The following is a 15,531-nucleotide window of genomic DNA, read 5'->3' as shown; positions in this document are numbered from 1 at the left end:
TTGAACCTGTTCCGCTCCCTATTTAATATTAAAGACGCAAATGCCTTTTATTATCTTCCTATTTGAATCGCATCTTTTCTTGTGTTTGCGATCCAATCTTTCACATATAAAAAATTCTGCCAATCCGCTTCACTATAGAGTAAAATTTCATTCTTTTCTAATACCTTTTGTACCGCTTCCCTAAATGATCGACTCATATAATAAAACGCACCTGGATAATAGCGTTCATAAAAATTGAAATCACATTGAGCAACTAACGCTTCTGCAGAAACTGGAATATCCCGTACTAATTTTTCAGCTTTTTCACGTCCCCCATATTTTAAAATATAGAGTGCGATAAAATCTAAACGCGCATCTGCTCCCCACACGATTTGGGTCGGTTGAAGATCTCGCGAATGGATTCTCAAACCTAGATGATTACGTTCATTTTCAATTTCTACTAATAATCTCTGTAATGAACTGACATGTGATTCTGACAGTTTAACCGAGTTAATAGCACTTTCTAACATATTAGACCAACGGCGACAAGCAATTTTTGTATGACCGACAACAGTTAATCCTAGAGAATGTGGCAAATTAATCATACCCGCTATCGCTTGCTCTGCTTCTATTTTAGTCATATTAAAAGTTAACGGATTAAGTTGTAAACCTGTAATCATATAGGTCGTATTAAAAAAATCTTTGTATAAAATACTACCTATCATATAATAATCAGACGTGATTTTTGGAAAATGGGTTGCCATCACATTCGTTTTAACGATTCTACTATTCCAGCGATCAAACATTTCATACATTCGTAGTGATTCTTGACCGAAGTCTAGCGACACTTTATTCACTTCGCCTGGCGTTAAAGCTAAAGCCGATAAATTAGACAAATCACCATTGAAATTCAAAGTCTTAATATCTTGTCTCATCATCTTGTTAATATTCCAAAATAACATACCTACTTTACAAATCAATTGCGCACCGGTACGCGCTTCTATTTGTTTTTTGGTTTTATTCGATACTTTTAGCGCCATTTCAATGGTGTCATAATATTGTCCACACAAAGCAGCAAGCGCTTCAGCTACTAAATCATCACGCACATCGATTGCATCTGACATTTCAAAACGAATGCATCCTTCATGTAAACCATCATTATAATCCGCTTGTATCCAGCCGCGTCGATTTTGTATCGCCTCGAAAGTGATTTTCACCTGAGATACTCCCTTCATTTGTCTTTACTTTCATCATAACGTAAGGATATTAAATGAATGTAAAGATGAAACGAATGTGAAAAGTGAACGAACGTCGTATAGCACATGTCAGACTGTATTCTGCTTTCCAAATTTTATCAATATGGCAAGACGTCCTATTGTTTGGAATGCGTTTTAAAGAAACGTCGTGTCATTAAGCTCAATCCCACACATGCCAATAGTAAGCCTTTCCACTGTATATTTTCAGATTGCCCCGCAGCAGGTAATTGTGATGCAGTGGATAACCTTTGTTTTTCGTCACTAACACTAACATGCGCGACCGGTACAGTTTTACGCGTTAATGTTAAATGCGTCTTCGTCACTTCTGGTGCTTTATAATCATGAGTAACGTTCGTCTTAGCCTTCACAAACTGGACTTTGGCATCGCCGTTCTGTTCATTATATTGGTTTTGGTAATCCATTTCTTCTATCATAGGTCCATCTTGTGACTCAGGCTTTTCTAGAGTTGTTGAATTTTCTTCAATTTCCTGAGCCTCAGATACTTTATCGTTCTCCACTGTTATTTCCGCTTCAGTTGGACTATCATGTTCTACTGGTGTTGTCTTTTCTAATTCTTCTATATGTCCAATAGTGTTTTCCACTTGCGACGGACTGATTGTTTCTAGGATGTCTTCCTCTGATGGACGCGTTGCTTCTGTTAAAGTTGATTCCTCAGTCACATCGTCTTCCTCTATGACTACAACATTGTCGTCAGTCTGAGGCCGTTCTTCTACTTCAACCGGTTCCTCAGTCTCTGGTGTTTCCACAATGTCTGCAGGTGTTACTACTGTTGGCGTATCTTCTTTAACTGTTGGTTTCTCCAACTTATCGACTTCTTCTGTCGGTTCTACTTTATTTTCAGCTTTTGGTTCTTCTACTATTTCTGGTGTTTCTACAGGACCTGAGGCTATTTCTGTTTCTACTGGCATTTCTTTCTCTGGTGCTTCCCCTGTTTTGGTTGGCTCAGTGTTACCTTCAGTCTTTGGTGGTTCTACTACTGATGATGCTTCAGATGACTCCTCGCTCGTAGATGGATTTTCGACTTTCGGTACATCTATACTTTCTGCAAGCGCTACTACTGTTGGCGTTTCTTCTTTAACAGTTGGTTCCTCTGGCATTTCCGCTTCTTCTGTTGATTCTACTTTGTCTTCGGCTTTTGATTCTTCTACCATTTCAGGTGATTCTACAGGACCTGAGGCTACTTCTGTTTCCACTGGCACCTCTTTCTCTGGTGTTTCCTCTGTTTCTGTTGCCTCGACGTTATTTTCAGTCTTTGGTTGTTCCATTACTTCTGGTGTTTCTACAGGGACAGACGGTGTTTCTGATGCATTTGTATGCGCTGAAGTTTCACTGTCTTTAACGGATTCTATCGTCTCAGGTGCTTTTGTCATCGGTTGAACTTTAACAAATATGAGCGGTGAAACATTTGCGCTTTCATCGACAGCTTTGACTGAAACGTTGTCATCAGCTTGAATCGTTGCGATGGCAGGATTATTAATTTCCCAAGTTCCATCTTGATGGACCTGTGCTTCTAGCATGGTTTTTTCATTAATCGTCACAATGATTTTACTTTTCGGCTCTGCTTTCCCTGTCAATACCGGTGTTCCTTGTTGTAATAAATCGACTGTAGGCGTTTGAGGTGGTGTCGTGTCTACAACTTGTCCTATGCCCGGTTGAGATCGATTGCCAGAGCGATCTATTTCTATAACTGATATTTTGGATCCTGCACGCAGTTCAGTATGAAATGGGACACCAATCATCCAAGTTAAATTTCGTCCTACTTTCGTTTTGATGATTTCATTGTTTGGTAATGTCACTTCTATTGTGTCTTTATATTTTTCACCATGCCCCCAAATAATATGTTTGCCCGCTTCAGTGACTGTAACTTGCGGTTGAACAGGTGGTGTATTGTCAATAGGTGTTACATAGTTGATTGCTGAACGATTGCCTACATCATCTATCGCTTGGACAAAAATCGTATCATCTGCAGTTTGAGGTGTACTTGGCGGTATTTCAATGGACCATTTACCTTCTACAGTATTTGTTTGTAAAGTTTTCTTGTTCGGTAGTGTAACCAATATAGTCGTATGCAACGCTGATGTACCCGTCATTGTTGATGTATTTTCTACAAAATCATCCACTTGTGGCGGCGGTGGTGCAATAGTATCCGTGACTTTAACGTAAAGTGGCGGAGAAGGAAATTTCCCGGGCAATGTAGCAACAATTGCCAATTGATCATTGACTTGTAATGCTTCTCGTTCAGGAATTGCAGTTTCCCAATAACCATATTCATCTGCTTGAACTTTTGTCATAGTACCTGATGGATAAGTTACAGTGACCCATGCATTTTCAGATGCATCTCCCGTAATAAAACCTTTATCCCGTTCAGTTGAAGACACTGTGGGTTGCTCAGTATGATTCGTCACCATTTCTTGTAAATAAGGTTGTAATTGTTGCATCAATTTTTCTTTTTCAATGACATCCATATGTTGAACGCCTTGAACAATACGGTATAGTGGAATGCGGTAATCTCGATTTGGCTCTGCTTTCAATCGCTGAATCAGCTGTGTCACATCTTCTTGCATTTGCTCAGCATATCTTTTTTCTGCTGCCTCAGTAGTTTCTCCTTCCACGATAAAGCCTTTGTCCGTTAATGTGTAAGTGACTGTTTCCTTTTCTGGTTGCGGTAATTTTAATTGTGTATGATTTTCGATACGCCACACTTGTCGACGTGATTGAGGTTCACGGTGTTTAACCGTAATGGTGTCACCGTCTTTCAAATCAAATGTAGCAACTTTGCCTTCAGCTGTCTCTTTGCCTATTAATGATTGGTCCAATAAAATCTTTCCATTTTGATTTTTTATCGTAATATGCGCATATTCATCTGTAAAATAAAAATGCGGTTGAACATTATTTTGACGATAGATCACTTTTTGATGTTCAGGTTGATATTCAATATTCACAAATTCTCGGTTGGAGATTCCCTGTAATACAATGCGTTCAGTCATTGCCGTTTGTCTATGTTGGAGGGCAGGGTATGTCACTGTGGCTACGTTTTCCCCTTTTTCTTTCACTATCAAATACGCATGCTCTGGCAACGCTGCATCTTTTGATAACGGGGCTACGATTTTGTATATCCCTGGACGAATTTGTTCAAATTGTGCTTTTCCATTTACAATTGTAGCTTCAGCTACTTGTGTCGTTCCATCTATTAACTTAATCGTACTGCCATCAGGTAACACTTGCCCTTGCTGATCCACTGTCACCGTTGCACTCGCTTTGATAGTGCTCTCTTTTAAATCCGAACTACGCACAAGTTCATAGGCAGTCGACAAGCCTAACTGCTTCACATATTTTTGACGTTCCGTTTCATTCTCGATTAATAATGCTAATGGATAAATGTAACTATTAGGATATGCATTTACAGTATCTTTTAAACTTGTTGGAATATCGATATGATATAAATCAAAGTATGCCAGTCCGTTGTACCCACGATTCGCAAGCCAATACGTATTAATCCAGCGTGGAACATCTTTTGTTACTGGCCCTTGTGAGGCCTCTTCACGTACAGATTGAAGCATCTGAGTCAAACCTTCAATTCCCGTCAAACGAACCATCCGCGTCATAAAATCCAATCGATCACGTAAACCGATATTGGCGTATGAAAATTGTTGTGGATTCTTTAATATTTGATCATGAATGCGCTGTTGAAAAGCTTGTTGACGGTTCTCATATAACCAACCATTTTTAATGCCTTGAACTTTTGTTTGATATTCATTCGCAAAAATATTGTTCCATACTTCGAGCAATTCCATTCGACTATCGCCGACCATCCAACCATCATATCCGTGCCCCACTTCATGTAAAGCGAGCCATCCTGGTTGCAAATAGCCATGTAATGATGCGCTGTTAGAACCCATATGATCCCATGTCCAATAAGCTAAGCCATAGCCGTTTTTATCTGCCATCGTAAAATATTTCATTTCCACATTATAATTTGGCGATTGCGGGTCTTCATTTAACCCTGCCCATTGACTATATTTCGAAATCACATCATCATAATAGTCAATCATTTCATCTAAATTTTTAAAAGCGGAACCTTGACTCTGTTTCATTTTACTAATGCGTTGACGATCTTCTTTTGGAATTAAAAACGAGATATGTTCACCTTCTACAAATGCATAGCTCGCATCTTGCTTTTCCCATTGCGCTTCAAAATCACTTTGGCTTTGTCCACGCCGATAAGTAGGCAAAGCGCGTCCTAAATTGTTTTGAATATAGAAATCAACGAGCGGCTGATGATTGAGGCCTCTAGGTAAATTGACAAACGCCGCACTGTCGATCGCTGCTTCTACACTGACCCATTCTCCAGTTTTAGGGATAACTTTACTTTTATTTTGCTGACTATCATCCGTCATCAAACTTACGTGAAGCTCATCATTATTTTGAGGATGTACTTGACGGATGTACAATTTCGTATGTGCAGGTACAATCACACCTAAACTTTCGCGTCCTTGTCCAATGCCTCTTCCCATCCCTAATGTTTGTGCATTTTTAGGATGCTTCATGACTGGGATGCTTTTTTCATAAACTTTCTCTGGAATCTTTTCTACTGTTTTTGGCTGAGCTTGTGCTTGAGGTGCGGGTGCATGTATGTCTGCTTCATTTGCTTCTGGTACAGATGAATCCGCTGCACGAAAAGTGGTTTCACCCGTTTGTTGACCTATCTCTGCATCTTGTTTATCAGATTGTGGTGCCTTTGCCGTTGTGTCTCTTGTGGCTGTATCCGCATTTGTAGGTTGTTCCGCTTGCGTATGGTTGATGACCTTATCTTTATTAACAGCACTTTCTACATGCGTCACCGTTGTCGCGTCTACTGAGTCTTCAGACTTGAGCGCTGTGTGTTCCCCGGCTTCAGGTACTTCTTTTTTCTCTACTGTGTTTACATTGCTGTGTGTTATAGACGACCCTGATTCATGGGAAGCAGGTAATTCGGCAGCTTGTGCACTATGCCCTATATTGATATAAATAAATGAAGCAAACATGACAGAGACAATGCCCACTTTATACTTACGTATGCCAAATTGTTGCTGTACTTGCTTTTCTGATTTCAAATGATATTTTCTATTCAATATCGGTTCACATCCCTATATCTTTATTGATATAAATTAATTTTATCTCAATATATATTATCAAAACATTTTTAGTTTTGGAAGATGTACTGTAATTCGTATTCATTTAAGCAAGTATTTTATTTTCAAAAACAAGGCTGTATCAAAATAGGGTTTTAAATAAACAATTGTTATATCATTTGGATCCTTTAAACGCTTTTTAATAAAATGTCGATTATCATTCTAAAGTCGTAAGTAGGGTTATTGCTGAGGCCGCATGTCAATCATCAGCATCATCCTGTATGATAAAAGTATCAAACGACAAGAAGGAGGAAAATCATGCGCGTCATTATTCGAGCAACAGTCGCAATTGCAGCCATCCTCGTTGCTGCACATTTCCTAAATTATCACGAAAATCTCTCTACTATTGAAAACTATAAATATGAATTGGTCCAAAGCCAACCTGTTCAAGAAATATTAAATAGTGGTCCTGTGCAAAAAGTTCAAAACTTTGACTTTGAGGAGTTCTTACCTTCAGATTTCTTTTAAACCTTTCAAAATCAAATCTAATTGATGTTGCTAAAAAGAGGCTGAACCATTAATCCCAAAATAAATAGCGCTAAGATGATTGAAAATAAAAATCGTCTTAGCGCTTTCTTTTTTTTTGATAAAACTTTGTATTGTAATGATTTTATTCATACCTGTAATAACCGCTATTAATGTTAATAAAATGAGCTTTAAATTATAACGATAATAGATGGTTGATATGATAAGTGATGCTCCCTTGATGTCGATCGTGCGTGTCATCCAAGACACGCAAAAAGTCTAAATGTCCTACTTCGGGATAAACAATCGATTTAACTTTTGCTCCTAATGCATCAAACTTTTCGTAAGTTGTTTGCGAGTCTTTGTTCGGGAAAATCACATCATCTTCACCTAACAAAAACAGTACTTCTGGCATATTTTGAATAAGGTCAATATCCTCTAAATAATCCGCACGCAACGTATACAACAAATCTGTCATCATCGTATCAACTGGTGCAAGATATTGGGTGAAATTAAACACTTCATTGTGTTTTTTCGAAACACCTTGCTTCAAGATAAATTCGGGAATACTCTTGACCATTTTATCTTGCTCACCCGGTTTGATATCTTTAACAAGTTCACTCAGTAACTTTGAAAAACGTAACTCTTTGTAATCAATTTTAGCAGCACTATTCAAATATATTAAATGCTTGATGGGTAACGTATTATAACCTGCTAACTTTGTCGCAATTAATCCGCCCATCGAATAACCAATAATGGACATTTGCTCAATGTGGCCTGCTTCTACCATATCAACAAGTGCTTCGTTCATCCGTATCGCATATTCTGAAAGATCATACTGACCTCGCTCTAGTCCCGTACTTTCTCCACGGCCAGGTGCGTTAATAAAAATGAGCTGCGCATTTTGAAGATATTCTGCAAATAGTGTCATGATCTTGTAATTCATAATCGCACCATGAAGTAAAACGACCGCATGGGTTGCATCTGGGTCACCCATCGTTACAATTTCAAGTTGTGCTTGATGTGCATTTTCTAACACTTTAATATCCGTTTTGTAATTTTCCAATGACATAAAAATTCCTCTATCTAAGGTCTATTGTTTTATTAATAAATATATTATAGTAGAAAAAAGTTTCGAGTCAAAAGACTTAGGACGGATTTTAATATTGTTGAACGCCCCAAAGTTTTTCTTCACATTTTTGAATAATATATTTTAAAACTTCAATTCGTGCTGTTTTCTTATGATCTGCAGCCACAACATACCACGGTGCAGCTTCAGTATTTGTTTTTTCAATCATATCGTGACTTGCTTCCACGTATTCGTCCCATTTGTCTCGATTGCGCCAATCTTCATCAGTGATTTTCCATTGCTTATCTACATCTTCTTCGCGTGCTTTAAAACGTTTCAATTGTTCATCTTTATCTAATGATAAGAAAAACTTCAATATGATTGCGCCGTCATTGACCCACATTTTTTCAAACGTATTAATTTCATCATACGCACGCATCCATTCTTGTTCAGATGCAAAACCTTCCACACGTTCAACGAGAACACGCCCATACCAACTGCGATCAAATATACCGATATGGCCACTTTTAGGCATGGTTTTCGCAAATCGCCATAAATAATGATGGTTGAGTTCGACATCCGTCGGTGCACTAATGGCATTGACTTCATAACCTGTAGGATCTAAATAAGTTCTCACCCGTTTTATATTTCCACCTTTTCCGGCAGCATCCATACCTTCATAAACTAAGACTAATGGAATTTTTCTTTCATATAATGCAAACTGTAGTTCTCGCATTCTTAACTGGAGTGTTTCAATTTTATCTTGATAGTCTTCTTTTGACACTTTGTTTTTAGGTTTGCCAAATAAATCTGAGTGAAAAGAAGGCGTAAAACGACCGTCTTTCTTACCTTTACGCTTCTGATACTTGTCTATCGCCTTAGTTAAGCGTTCATGCAAATGTTCATACATTGTTATAATCGCATCTTCTCTATCGCTATAATCAATTTCTTTCCACGTGTGGTCTAACATCGGTTTTAACGTCTCTAAATAAACGTCTGGCGAAACAATTTGCTCATATTCTTGTGCTTTCCATCGTGTTAAAGGATTCGATTTCATATGCGCAATATGCTTTTGTCGTTTTTCTTCATTAATATGGATAAAAAATTTGATAATTTCGTGATGATCATCTTGTAACATGGATTCAAAGCCTTGAATCTCACTTTTAAGGATTTTTTCATCTTTGAACAGCGGATATTTAATTTGGTGAATTTTATAATCCACAAAATGTGAGTACCAACTTCTAAAATAGATATTGATATAACCTTTCTCGGGTAATGTTTCCCAAAATCGCTGTAAGAAAGGATATCTCAAGTCATATTCAGATGGTGTTTTTGTCGCAATAAATTTCGTATATTTGGCATCTAAGTTGAGTAGTAAGTCGTTCGTTAAACGCGTTTTTCCTGATGCAGCTACCCCTTCAAAAACAATCATTATCGGTATACCAAGTTCGTGGGTTTGTCGTGTGAGTTCCGCAATTTTTAGTCGTAGTGTTTCAATTTTTTTCATCATTTCACCTCATCCACTTCTATCAATATATAAGAATATTTTAACTGAATCATGGATTTTTTTCGCCCTTTCTTCAAAAAAAATTTAGCTTTACAATTCAATTTTCTTCAATTTCACCCCCCTTTTTTCATTACAGTTTTAATTCATCTTGTAATATTTGTAACAAAAGGACGTTTTTACCATTATTTAAATACATCGCTAAAAACCTATCATATCAATGTTTTATAACGCATTAAATCATTCAGTGTACGACATGTTATATGACAGTTAGATTACAAACGGAGAAAATGAAAACTGATTGTAATGTTTTGTTATTTACACGTAATTTACAAATGGGTGTTTCGTTGGTAGAGTGTGGTTGTTGAAAATTTTTAGTAAGCTTTTGAAAATGAAAATCTGAAAAATAATTTTTACTGGAGGACTTATTTTATTATGAAAAAAACATTACTTGCATCTTCTTTAGCATTAGCATTAGGAACTACAGGTGTTGCTTTACATTCAGCAGACGCGAATGCCGCAGAAGAAAATATTAATAAAGTAGAATTAGCACAATTAGCATTAAACAACGATCAATCATTAAATGAACACGCAATTGAAGATGGTGCGTACGACTACCACTTCACTGTAAATGGCGTAAACTTCCACTTCTGGTCTGACGGTGTGACATTCGGATGGTCATACGGCAACGGTTCAGGTCAAGAAATGGCACAATCATCAGTAGCACAACCAACTCAAATGGCTGACTACAGTGCACAAGCTTCAGCACACCACGGAAATAACGAAGCTTCAAATGTACAACAATCAAATTACTCAGCACCAGCGAAACAATCAGCACCTTCATACCAAACTTCATCAACTTCAACAAGCAGTGCTGGTTCAGTAACATTATCAAACGGTAACACTGCTGGTAGCCACGGTTCAAGAGCAGCACAAATTTTAGCACAACGTACTGGTGTTTCTGCTTCAACTTGGGAGCACATCATCGCTCGTGAATCTAATGGTCAATTAAACGCACGTAACGCTTCAGGTGCGTCAGGTTTATTCCAAACTATGCCAGGTTGGGGACCAACAAATACTTTCGACCAACAAGTTGACGCTGCTACAAAAGCATACAAAGCACAAGGCTTAAGTGCTTGGGGAATGTAATTTAACCCAATATATTATAAAAAAGGATTCCAATTTTGGAATCCTTTTTTGTGTTTCATATAATTTTCCGATCGGGTGACGCCATCTCTTGAGTTTTGAAGCTTAATTTGTAGGCTGTACACTTTATATGGTGGTTATGTGTCTATAATAATTAAGTCGCAAACTTCCGATTGCTTCTTCGAGTCTCGCTTTCCCAGGCGCCTTACCTCAACTAATTTTGGCTTTTATTGTAGCTCATAAGAAGCCAAAATGGATTTTCGGTTTCGGCTCTATGCCTCGGGAGTCTCGACTCGGCACGCAATCTATTTAAGCAATTTCACTATTGAAAAGTGGCATTGCTTACTTTATGAATCACACGTTTTACAGAAGATGCAGAAACGTTACAATCACTTGCGATATCAGTTTCTGAGCGAACTTGTGTTGCTTTATCTATAATAGCTTTCTGAACATGGTTTGAGATAAAACAGTTATCCTCAACAACATTTGTTTTAGAAGTAAAAGTCCGACCACAAACCCTACATTTAAAACGTTGTTTTAACAGATTTAAATACACTGCTATCTCTTGGAATCTTAAAAAAGTAATTCGCGATAAACGTTTTCCGTGTTTGTGTATTCGGTTTGGATTCGAATGATAACAGTGAGGACAAGTCATAGGCTTGTATGAAAGGGTACCAAAGATGACGTTAGATTTCTTACCTCTAATAACTACATCTTCTTCAACTTTAGTGATTTTAATATTATTATCTTTAATTTTTAGTAACTTTAATATATCATTACACATAGGCGCAATATGTCTCCTTTATTTTTGGTTTAGTCACTTAAAATTATAGAGGCATTTGCGCTATTTTTGTACAAAAAAGCAGGATGACTTATGTCATCCCACCAAAAAAAATGAAGAACCAATTTGTAACGCTAATTCCTATTGCCCCTCATCCAGTTTTCATTTACAAAAGGTGCGTCAACTTTTTGGAGTCCATTTAAACACTTAAGCGCTTGTCACTGACCTCAAATTTCTATATTTTGCATTGAATTTCATATTCCTTCCACCGTAAATTTCAATCACATCCCTCTTTTTGTTGTATAAAAATTGATTATATTTTTTTATTTTATGTAGCATATTTAAAAGAAATAAAAAGCTATTTGGGCAGTGTTTGACCCCGTTTATCGCTTTCTGATTTTTGATTAAAGTCAAAATTTACCATTGTTCCGTTTTATAAAAGATGAATTACACACTAATGTAAAATAAGACATCGTTTTATCTTTTGTTTCATTTATGTTACATTCACGCTTAAAATCGTTTACAATGGTTTATTCCATCATATGAGTGTGCTATGATGCTTTCAGTAACAAAACGAATTCAGAGAGGAAGACTTTTTAATTATGAAAAAATTAACTACTGCTACAATCGCTACCTTGAGCTTAGTTGGAGTTGGCTACATGGCTTCTAATGATGCCCAAGCAGCAGAACTTAATGAAACATCGCATTACACGACAACATATTCAGAAGCAACTCAAGACTTCGTAACAACAGACGCTAATGGTAACAAACACCATACATTAGACGGAAACTGGGATCCATCAATGTTTAACAACCAAGATTATGTTTTCTATACAGAAAATGGTGATGGAACAGTTGATTATTACTACTACCAAACTAACAACCAAAACTACACTTATCACTATGACTACACTGCAGTTGAAACACCTGTAGTCAATACAAATAATAATACAAATACAAACTATCAATACAGTGCATACAATGCACAATCAACATCAAACGTAACAGTCCCTACTACAACAACAAGCCAAGTTAACTACCAAACACAACAAACAGCAACACCAATAGCTACTGAAGCACCTACTGATAACCAAGGTACAGTAACTACAAGCGGACGTTCTATCGCAACAACTGCATCTGGCTCAAACTTATATACTTCTGGTCAATGTACTTACTATGCATTTGAACGTGCAGGCGGTAAAATTGGTTCTACTTGGGGCAATGCAAATAACTGGGCGAATGCAGCGCGTTCTGCTGGATATACAGTAAACAACAAACCTACTGCTGGTGCAATCATGCAAACATCTGCTGGTGCATATGGCCACGTTGCTTACGTTGAAAGTGTCGGTTCAAACGGTTCAGTAACAGTATCTGAAATGAACTATGGCCACGGTGCTGGCGTTGTCACTTCACGTACAATCTCTGCAAGCCAAGCTGCAGGTTATAACTTTATTCACTAATCGCTAGTGAATATGTAATAGATCAGAACATCAATATTAAAATAAGAAGCGCTAAGATGATTCTTAACAGAAAATCGTCTTAGCGCTTCTTTTTATAATAAAACTGCTATGATATATGAATTATTTCCTTCCATATCATTAGCTACGTGCTACTTTGAAACAAAATCATTGTGCTGATTACATATGCCTTATAAAATAATATTACTTTATTCATATAAGGAGGATATATGAAACGTTCCTTATTTTTTATACTTTTCTCTATGATCATGCTAGGAGTGACTTTTACTGTGCTTCGGAATGACCGCACGCTCAAGTCACAGCTCACACATTGGTATACAGCTCAATATGAAAAGTATATACATCCTGATCGAAAAACACATGGATTTGGAAAGTATAGTCATGGTGTATCATTTAATGGCGATTCCCGTCATTATGGTATCGACTACGCTTTACCTGAAAACACAAAAATCCTTGCGCCAACGCACGGTACTGTGACACGTACCTTTAAAAATAAATTAGGTGGCAATGTTTTAGAGATTCGCGAAGCTGACGGCACACATTATCAATGGTTTATGCATTTAAACCGATATGAAGTTAAAGCCGGCGATACTGTCTCCTGGAGATGTCATCGCACAATCTGGTAATACGGGAGAACAAACAACAGGCCCTCACCTCCATTTTCAACGTATGAAGGGCGGTATTGGTAATCGTTTTGCCGAAGATCCTGAACCTTTTATTCATCAATTACCCCATCAACAACGTAGTCTTTATCGCATTGAATAAGGACATATTGAGAAATCAATACACCTTTCGATTTCTTAATATGTCCTTTTTACATAGCGTTTTATTTATACCAATGTTTCATATGCGTTGGTTGCATGCTTATGAATAACATCAGGTTATTCTTCCAAATGGGGATGATGCGTTGTATTTTGATTGCTCACATCATCTTGTTGAATATTGAGATGAATACGCTGCATTTTGCGTTCAACATTTGCAATTTCAAGCGCACATTCTTTCAATGTATGACGATAAACGTCTGTATTGCCATTTGTGTTTTTATAATGCAATTTATGTTCTAAACTCGCCCACATATCCATCCCAATCGTACGTAATTGGATTTCAACGGGCGTTTCAACCGTCCCATCTGTCAAAAATATAGGGACTGAAACAACAATGTGCAAACTTTTATAGCCGTTTTGCTTAGGCACTTCGATGTAATCTTTACGCTTCAACAATTTAATGTCTGCTTGTTTTAACAATAGTTGCTCCACAGTATAAATGTCATCAATATAATTACAGATGACTCGAATTCCTGCAATATCCATGATATGTGTCTGTGCAGCTTTCGCGCTGATTTCGATGCCTTTTCTTTTAAGTTTTTGGAGTAAACTAGGTAGCTTTTTCACTCGTCGCTCCATATGGTGAATTGGATTATGGGCATTTTTGACTTGGAAATCTTCGTCTAGTATCCTCAATTTTGTACTAATCTCTTCTAACGCCGCGCGATACGAATGTTCCAGTGCTACAAATGCGATGATTTCCTCAGGTTGGTCCAAATGCTTTAAATCTTCAATTCGATAGCTTGCAAATTCATGCTTCAAACTTTGAACATTGATTGGCGCGTTTTTTTCTACAAACATGTTCTCACCCCATATTGATTGAATACGCGTTTTATCATTTTTTGTCTTTACTCCCATGTCATCGATGTTCTCACTACTTACCACTTTACTACTTATGATTGTATTATCAAATTTTTAGCTAAAAATTGCAAAAAAAGTGATAGCAACAGATGCAAATCTGGTCTATCACCATTAATTTGTTCATCAGTCACTATCACTTTAATTATGTGGCAATTGATCTCATTTAAGAAAATGAAAGTTACGTTCATTTTAGCCTTGGGGATGGAGAACATATTCGCAATGAAGCCACTCTTTACAAAGCGAATAGCAATGCCTCTTTAGGTTTAACGGTATTGAACGATTCTGTCTACATCTAAACGTGCACTTGGACGACCTTCTTGGGCTGCTTTACCAATAGCTACGATCATAACAGGTACATAACGTTGAGGGTCTAATCCTAAACCTTCAGCAATTTTTTCTCTTTCAAAACCACCAATTGGGTTCGTATCATAACCATGTTCACGTGCAACTAACATTAACTGCATTGCAGCTAAACTGCTGTCCACTTTAACAATGTCATTCATTGATTGTTGATCAAGACCTTCATACATACCTACAAAACGTTTAACAAGGTCAACTTTAACATCTTCTGGCATAAAGCCTTGTTCAACTGCAGAACCGTAGATTTCTTCTGCATATTCATAATTTAACATATCACCGAAAATAACAATCATCGCTGCAGATGAATCGTTTTGGCGTGTATTAAATTGAACAAGTGGACGTAATGTATCTTTACCTTCTTCAGTGTCAACCACTACAAAGCGCCATGGTTGCATGTTAATTGATGAAGGTGCTAACGTCGCTTTTCTAATCATCTCATTCATTTCTGAACGTGGAATTTTAACAGATTCGTCAAATAATTTTACCGAGCGTCTTCCTGTCATTATTTCCTCAAAGTTTTGATTAAGTGCCATAAGTATCACCTTTCTTTTATTTTTATAATAATCCATTTAATCAAGTGCTATTTGATTATATTTTATACCTTCTTTTGAATCAA

Annotated in this window: 10 protein-coding genes and 1 pseudogene; 4 read left to right on the top strand and 7 right to left on the bottom strand. The window is 37.2% G+C overall.

What is annotated here, in order from left to right; all coding sequences use genetic code 11:
• Positions 1-50: 50 nt before the first annotated feature.
• On the bottom strand, positions 51-1,196 hold the full coding sequence (locus HMPREF1208_RS09295; RefSeq protein WP_016426128.1) for a hypothetical protein: 1,146 nt from the start codon (positions 1,194-1,196) through the stop codon (positions 51-53).
• A gap of 155 nt (positions 1,197-1,351) precedes the next feature.
• On the bottom strand, positions 1,352-6,367 hold the full coding sequence (locus HMPREF1208_RS09290) for an Ig-like domain-containing protein (RefSeq protein WP_016426127.1): 5,016 nt from the start codon (positions 6,365-6,367) through the stop codon (positions 1,352-1,354).
• A 318-nt stretch (positions 6,368-6,685) separates the two neighbouring features.
• Between HMPREF1208_RS09290 and HMPREF1208_RS09285 the strand changes: the two genes are divergently transcribed.
• Positions 6,686-6,895: a hypothetical protein gene (locus HMPREF1208_RS09285; protein ID WP_016426126.1), complete on the top strand. Its 210-nt coding sequence runs from the start codon at positions 6,686-6,688 to the stop codon at positions 6,893-6,895.
• Positions 6,896-7,088: 193 nt separating this feature from the next.
• Here HMPREF1208_RS09285 and HMPREF1208_RS09280 read toward each other — a convergent pair whose 3' ends face one another.
• A complete protein-coding gene (locus HMPREF1208_RS09280; RefSeq protein WP_016426125.1) occupies positions 7,089-7,964 on the bottom strand; it encodes an alpha/beta hydrolase in 876 nt (291 codons plus the stop codon).
• A gap of 88 nt (positions 7,965-8,052) precedes the next feature.
• Positions 8,053-9,471 (bottom strand): phosphate--AMP phosphotransferase, encoded by a 1,419-nt coding sequence (locus tag HMPREF1208_RS09275; RefSeq protein ID WP_037559439.1) that lies wholly within the window; start codon positions 9,469-9,471, stop codon positions 8,053-8,055.
• A 429-nt stretch (positions 9,472-9,900) separates the two neighbouring features.
• Between HMPREF1208_RS09275 and HMPREF1208_RS09270 the strand changes: the two genes are divergently transcribed.
• A complete protein-coding gene (locus HMPREF1208_RS09270) occupies positions 9,901-10,614 on the top strand; it encodes a hypothetical protein (protein ID WP_016426123.1) in 714 nt (237 codons plus the stop codon).
• Between the two features lie 319 nt (positions 10,615-10,933).
• On the opposite strand, the gene HMPREF1208_RS09265 is transcribed toward HMPREF1208_RS09270, so the two are convergent.
• Positions 10,934-11,395, bottom strand: a complete 462-nt coding sequence (locus HMPREF1208_RS09265) for an ISL3 family transposase (RefSeq protein WP_016426122.1) — start codon at positions 11,393-11,395, stop codon at positions 10,934-10,936.
• A gap of 599 nt (positions 11,396-11,994) precedes the next feature.
• Here HMPREF1208_RS09265 and HMPREF1208_RS09260 point away from each other — a divergent pair.
• Positions 11,995-12,852 (top strand): CHAP domain-containing protein, encoded by an 858-nt coding sequence (locus HMPREF1208_RS09260; protein ID WP_016426121.1) that lies wholly within the window; start codon positions 11,995-11,997, stop codon positions 12,850-12,852.
• Positions 12,853-13,079: 227 nt separating this feature from the next.
• Positions 13,080-13,635: pseudogene (locus HMPREF1208_RS09255) on the top strand (M23 family metallopeptidase).
• A 116-nt stretch (positions 13,636-13,751) separates the two neighbouring features.
• Here the strand turns inward: HMPREF1208_RS09255 and HMPREF1208_RS09250 are convergent.
• Positions 13,752-14,495 carry a GTP pyrophosphokinase gene (locus tag HMPREF1208_RS09250; RefSeq protein ID WP_037559438.1) on the bottom strand — a complete coding sequence of 248 codons (744 nt, stop codon included), beginning with the start codon at positions 14,493-14,495 and terminating at the stop codon, positions 13,752-13,754.
• 323 nt (positions 14,496-14,818) lie between these two features.
• Positions 14,819-15,448, bottom strand: a complete 630-nt coding sequence (locus HMPREF1208_RS09245) for a nitroreductase family protein (RefSeq protein ID WP_016426117.1) — start codon at positions 15,446-15,448, stop codon at positions 14,819-14,821.
• Between the last annotated feature and the right edge of the window lie 83 nt (positions 15,449-15,531).

This window comes from Staphylococcus sp. HGB0015, from assembly GCF_000411275.1.
GTDB lineage: Bacteria > Bacillota > Bacilli > Staphylococcales > Staphylococcaceae > Staphylococcus > Staphylococcus schleiferi.
Note: the sequence above shows the minus strand (reverse complement) of the source record. Positions and strands in the feature narration are given on the sequence as shown.

Excerpts from the sequence above, each read along its gene's own strand:
- HMPREF1208_RS09285 (WP_016426126.1), top strand. The coding sequence starts at position 6,686 with ATGCGCGTCATTATTCGAGCAACAGTCGCAATTGCAGCCATCCTCGTT.
- HMPREF1208_RS09280 (WP_016426125.1), bottom strand. The coding sequence starts at position 7,964 with ATGTCATTGGAAAATTACAAAACGGATATTAAAGTGTTAGAAAATGCA.
- HMPREF1208_RS09275 (WP_037559439.1), bottom strand. The coding sequence starts at position 9,471 with ATGATGAAAAAAATTGAAACACTACGACTAAAAATTGCGGAACTCACA.
- HMPREF1208_RS09270 (WP_016426123.1), top strand. The coding sequence starts at position 9,901 with ATGAAAAAAACATTACTTGCATCTTCTTTAGCATTAGCATTAGGAACT.
- HMPREF1208_RS09265 (WP_016426122.1), bottom strand. The coding sequence starts at position 11,395 with ATGTGTAATGATATATTAAAGTTACTAAAAATTAAAGATAATAATATT.
- HMPREF1208_RS09260 (WP_016426121.1), top strand. The coding sequence starts at position 11,995 with ATGAAAAAATTAACTACTGCTACAATCGCTACCTTGAGCTTAGTTGGA.
- HMPREF1208_RS09250 (WP_037559438.1), bottom strand. The coding sequence starts at position 14,495 with ATGTTTGTAGAAAAAAACGCGCCAATCAATGTTCAAAGTTTGAAGCAT.
- HMPREF1208_RS09245 (WP_016426117.1), bottom strand. The coding sequence starts at position 15,448 with ATGGCACTTAATCAAAACTTTGAGGAAATAATGACAGGAAGACGCTCG.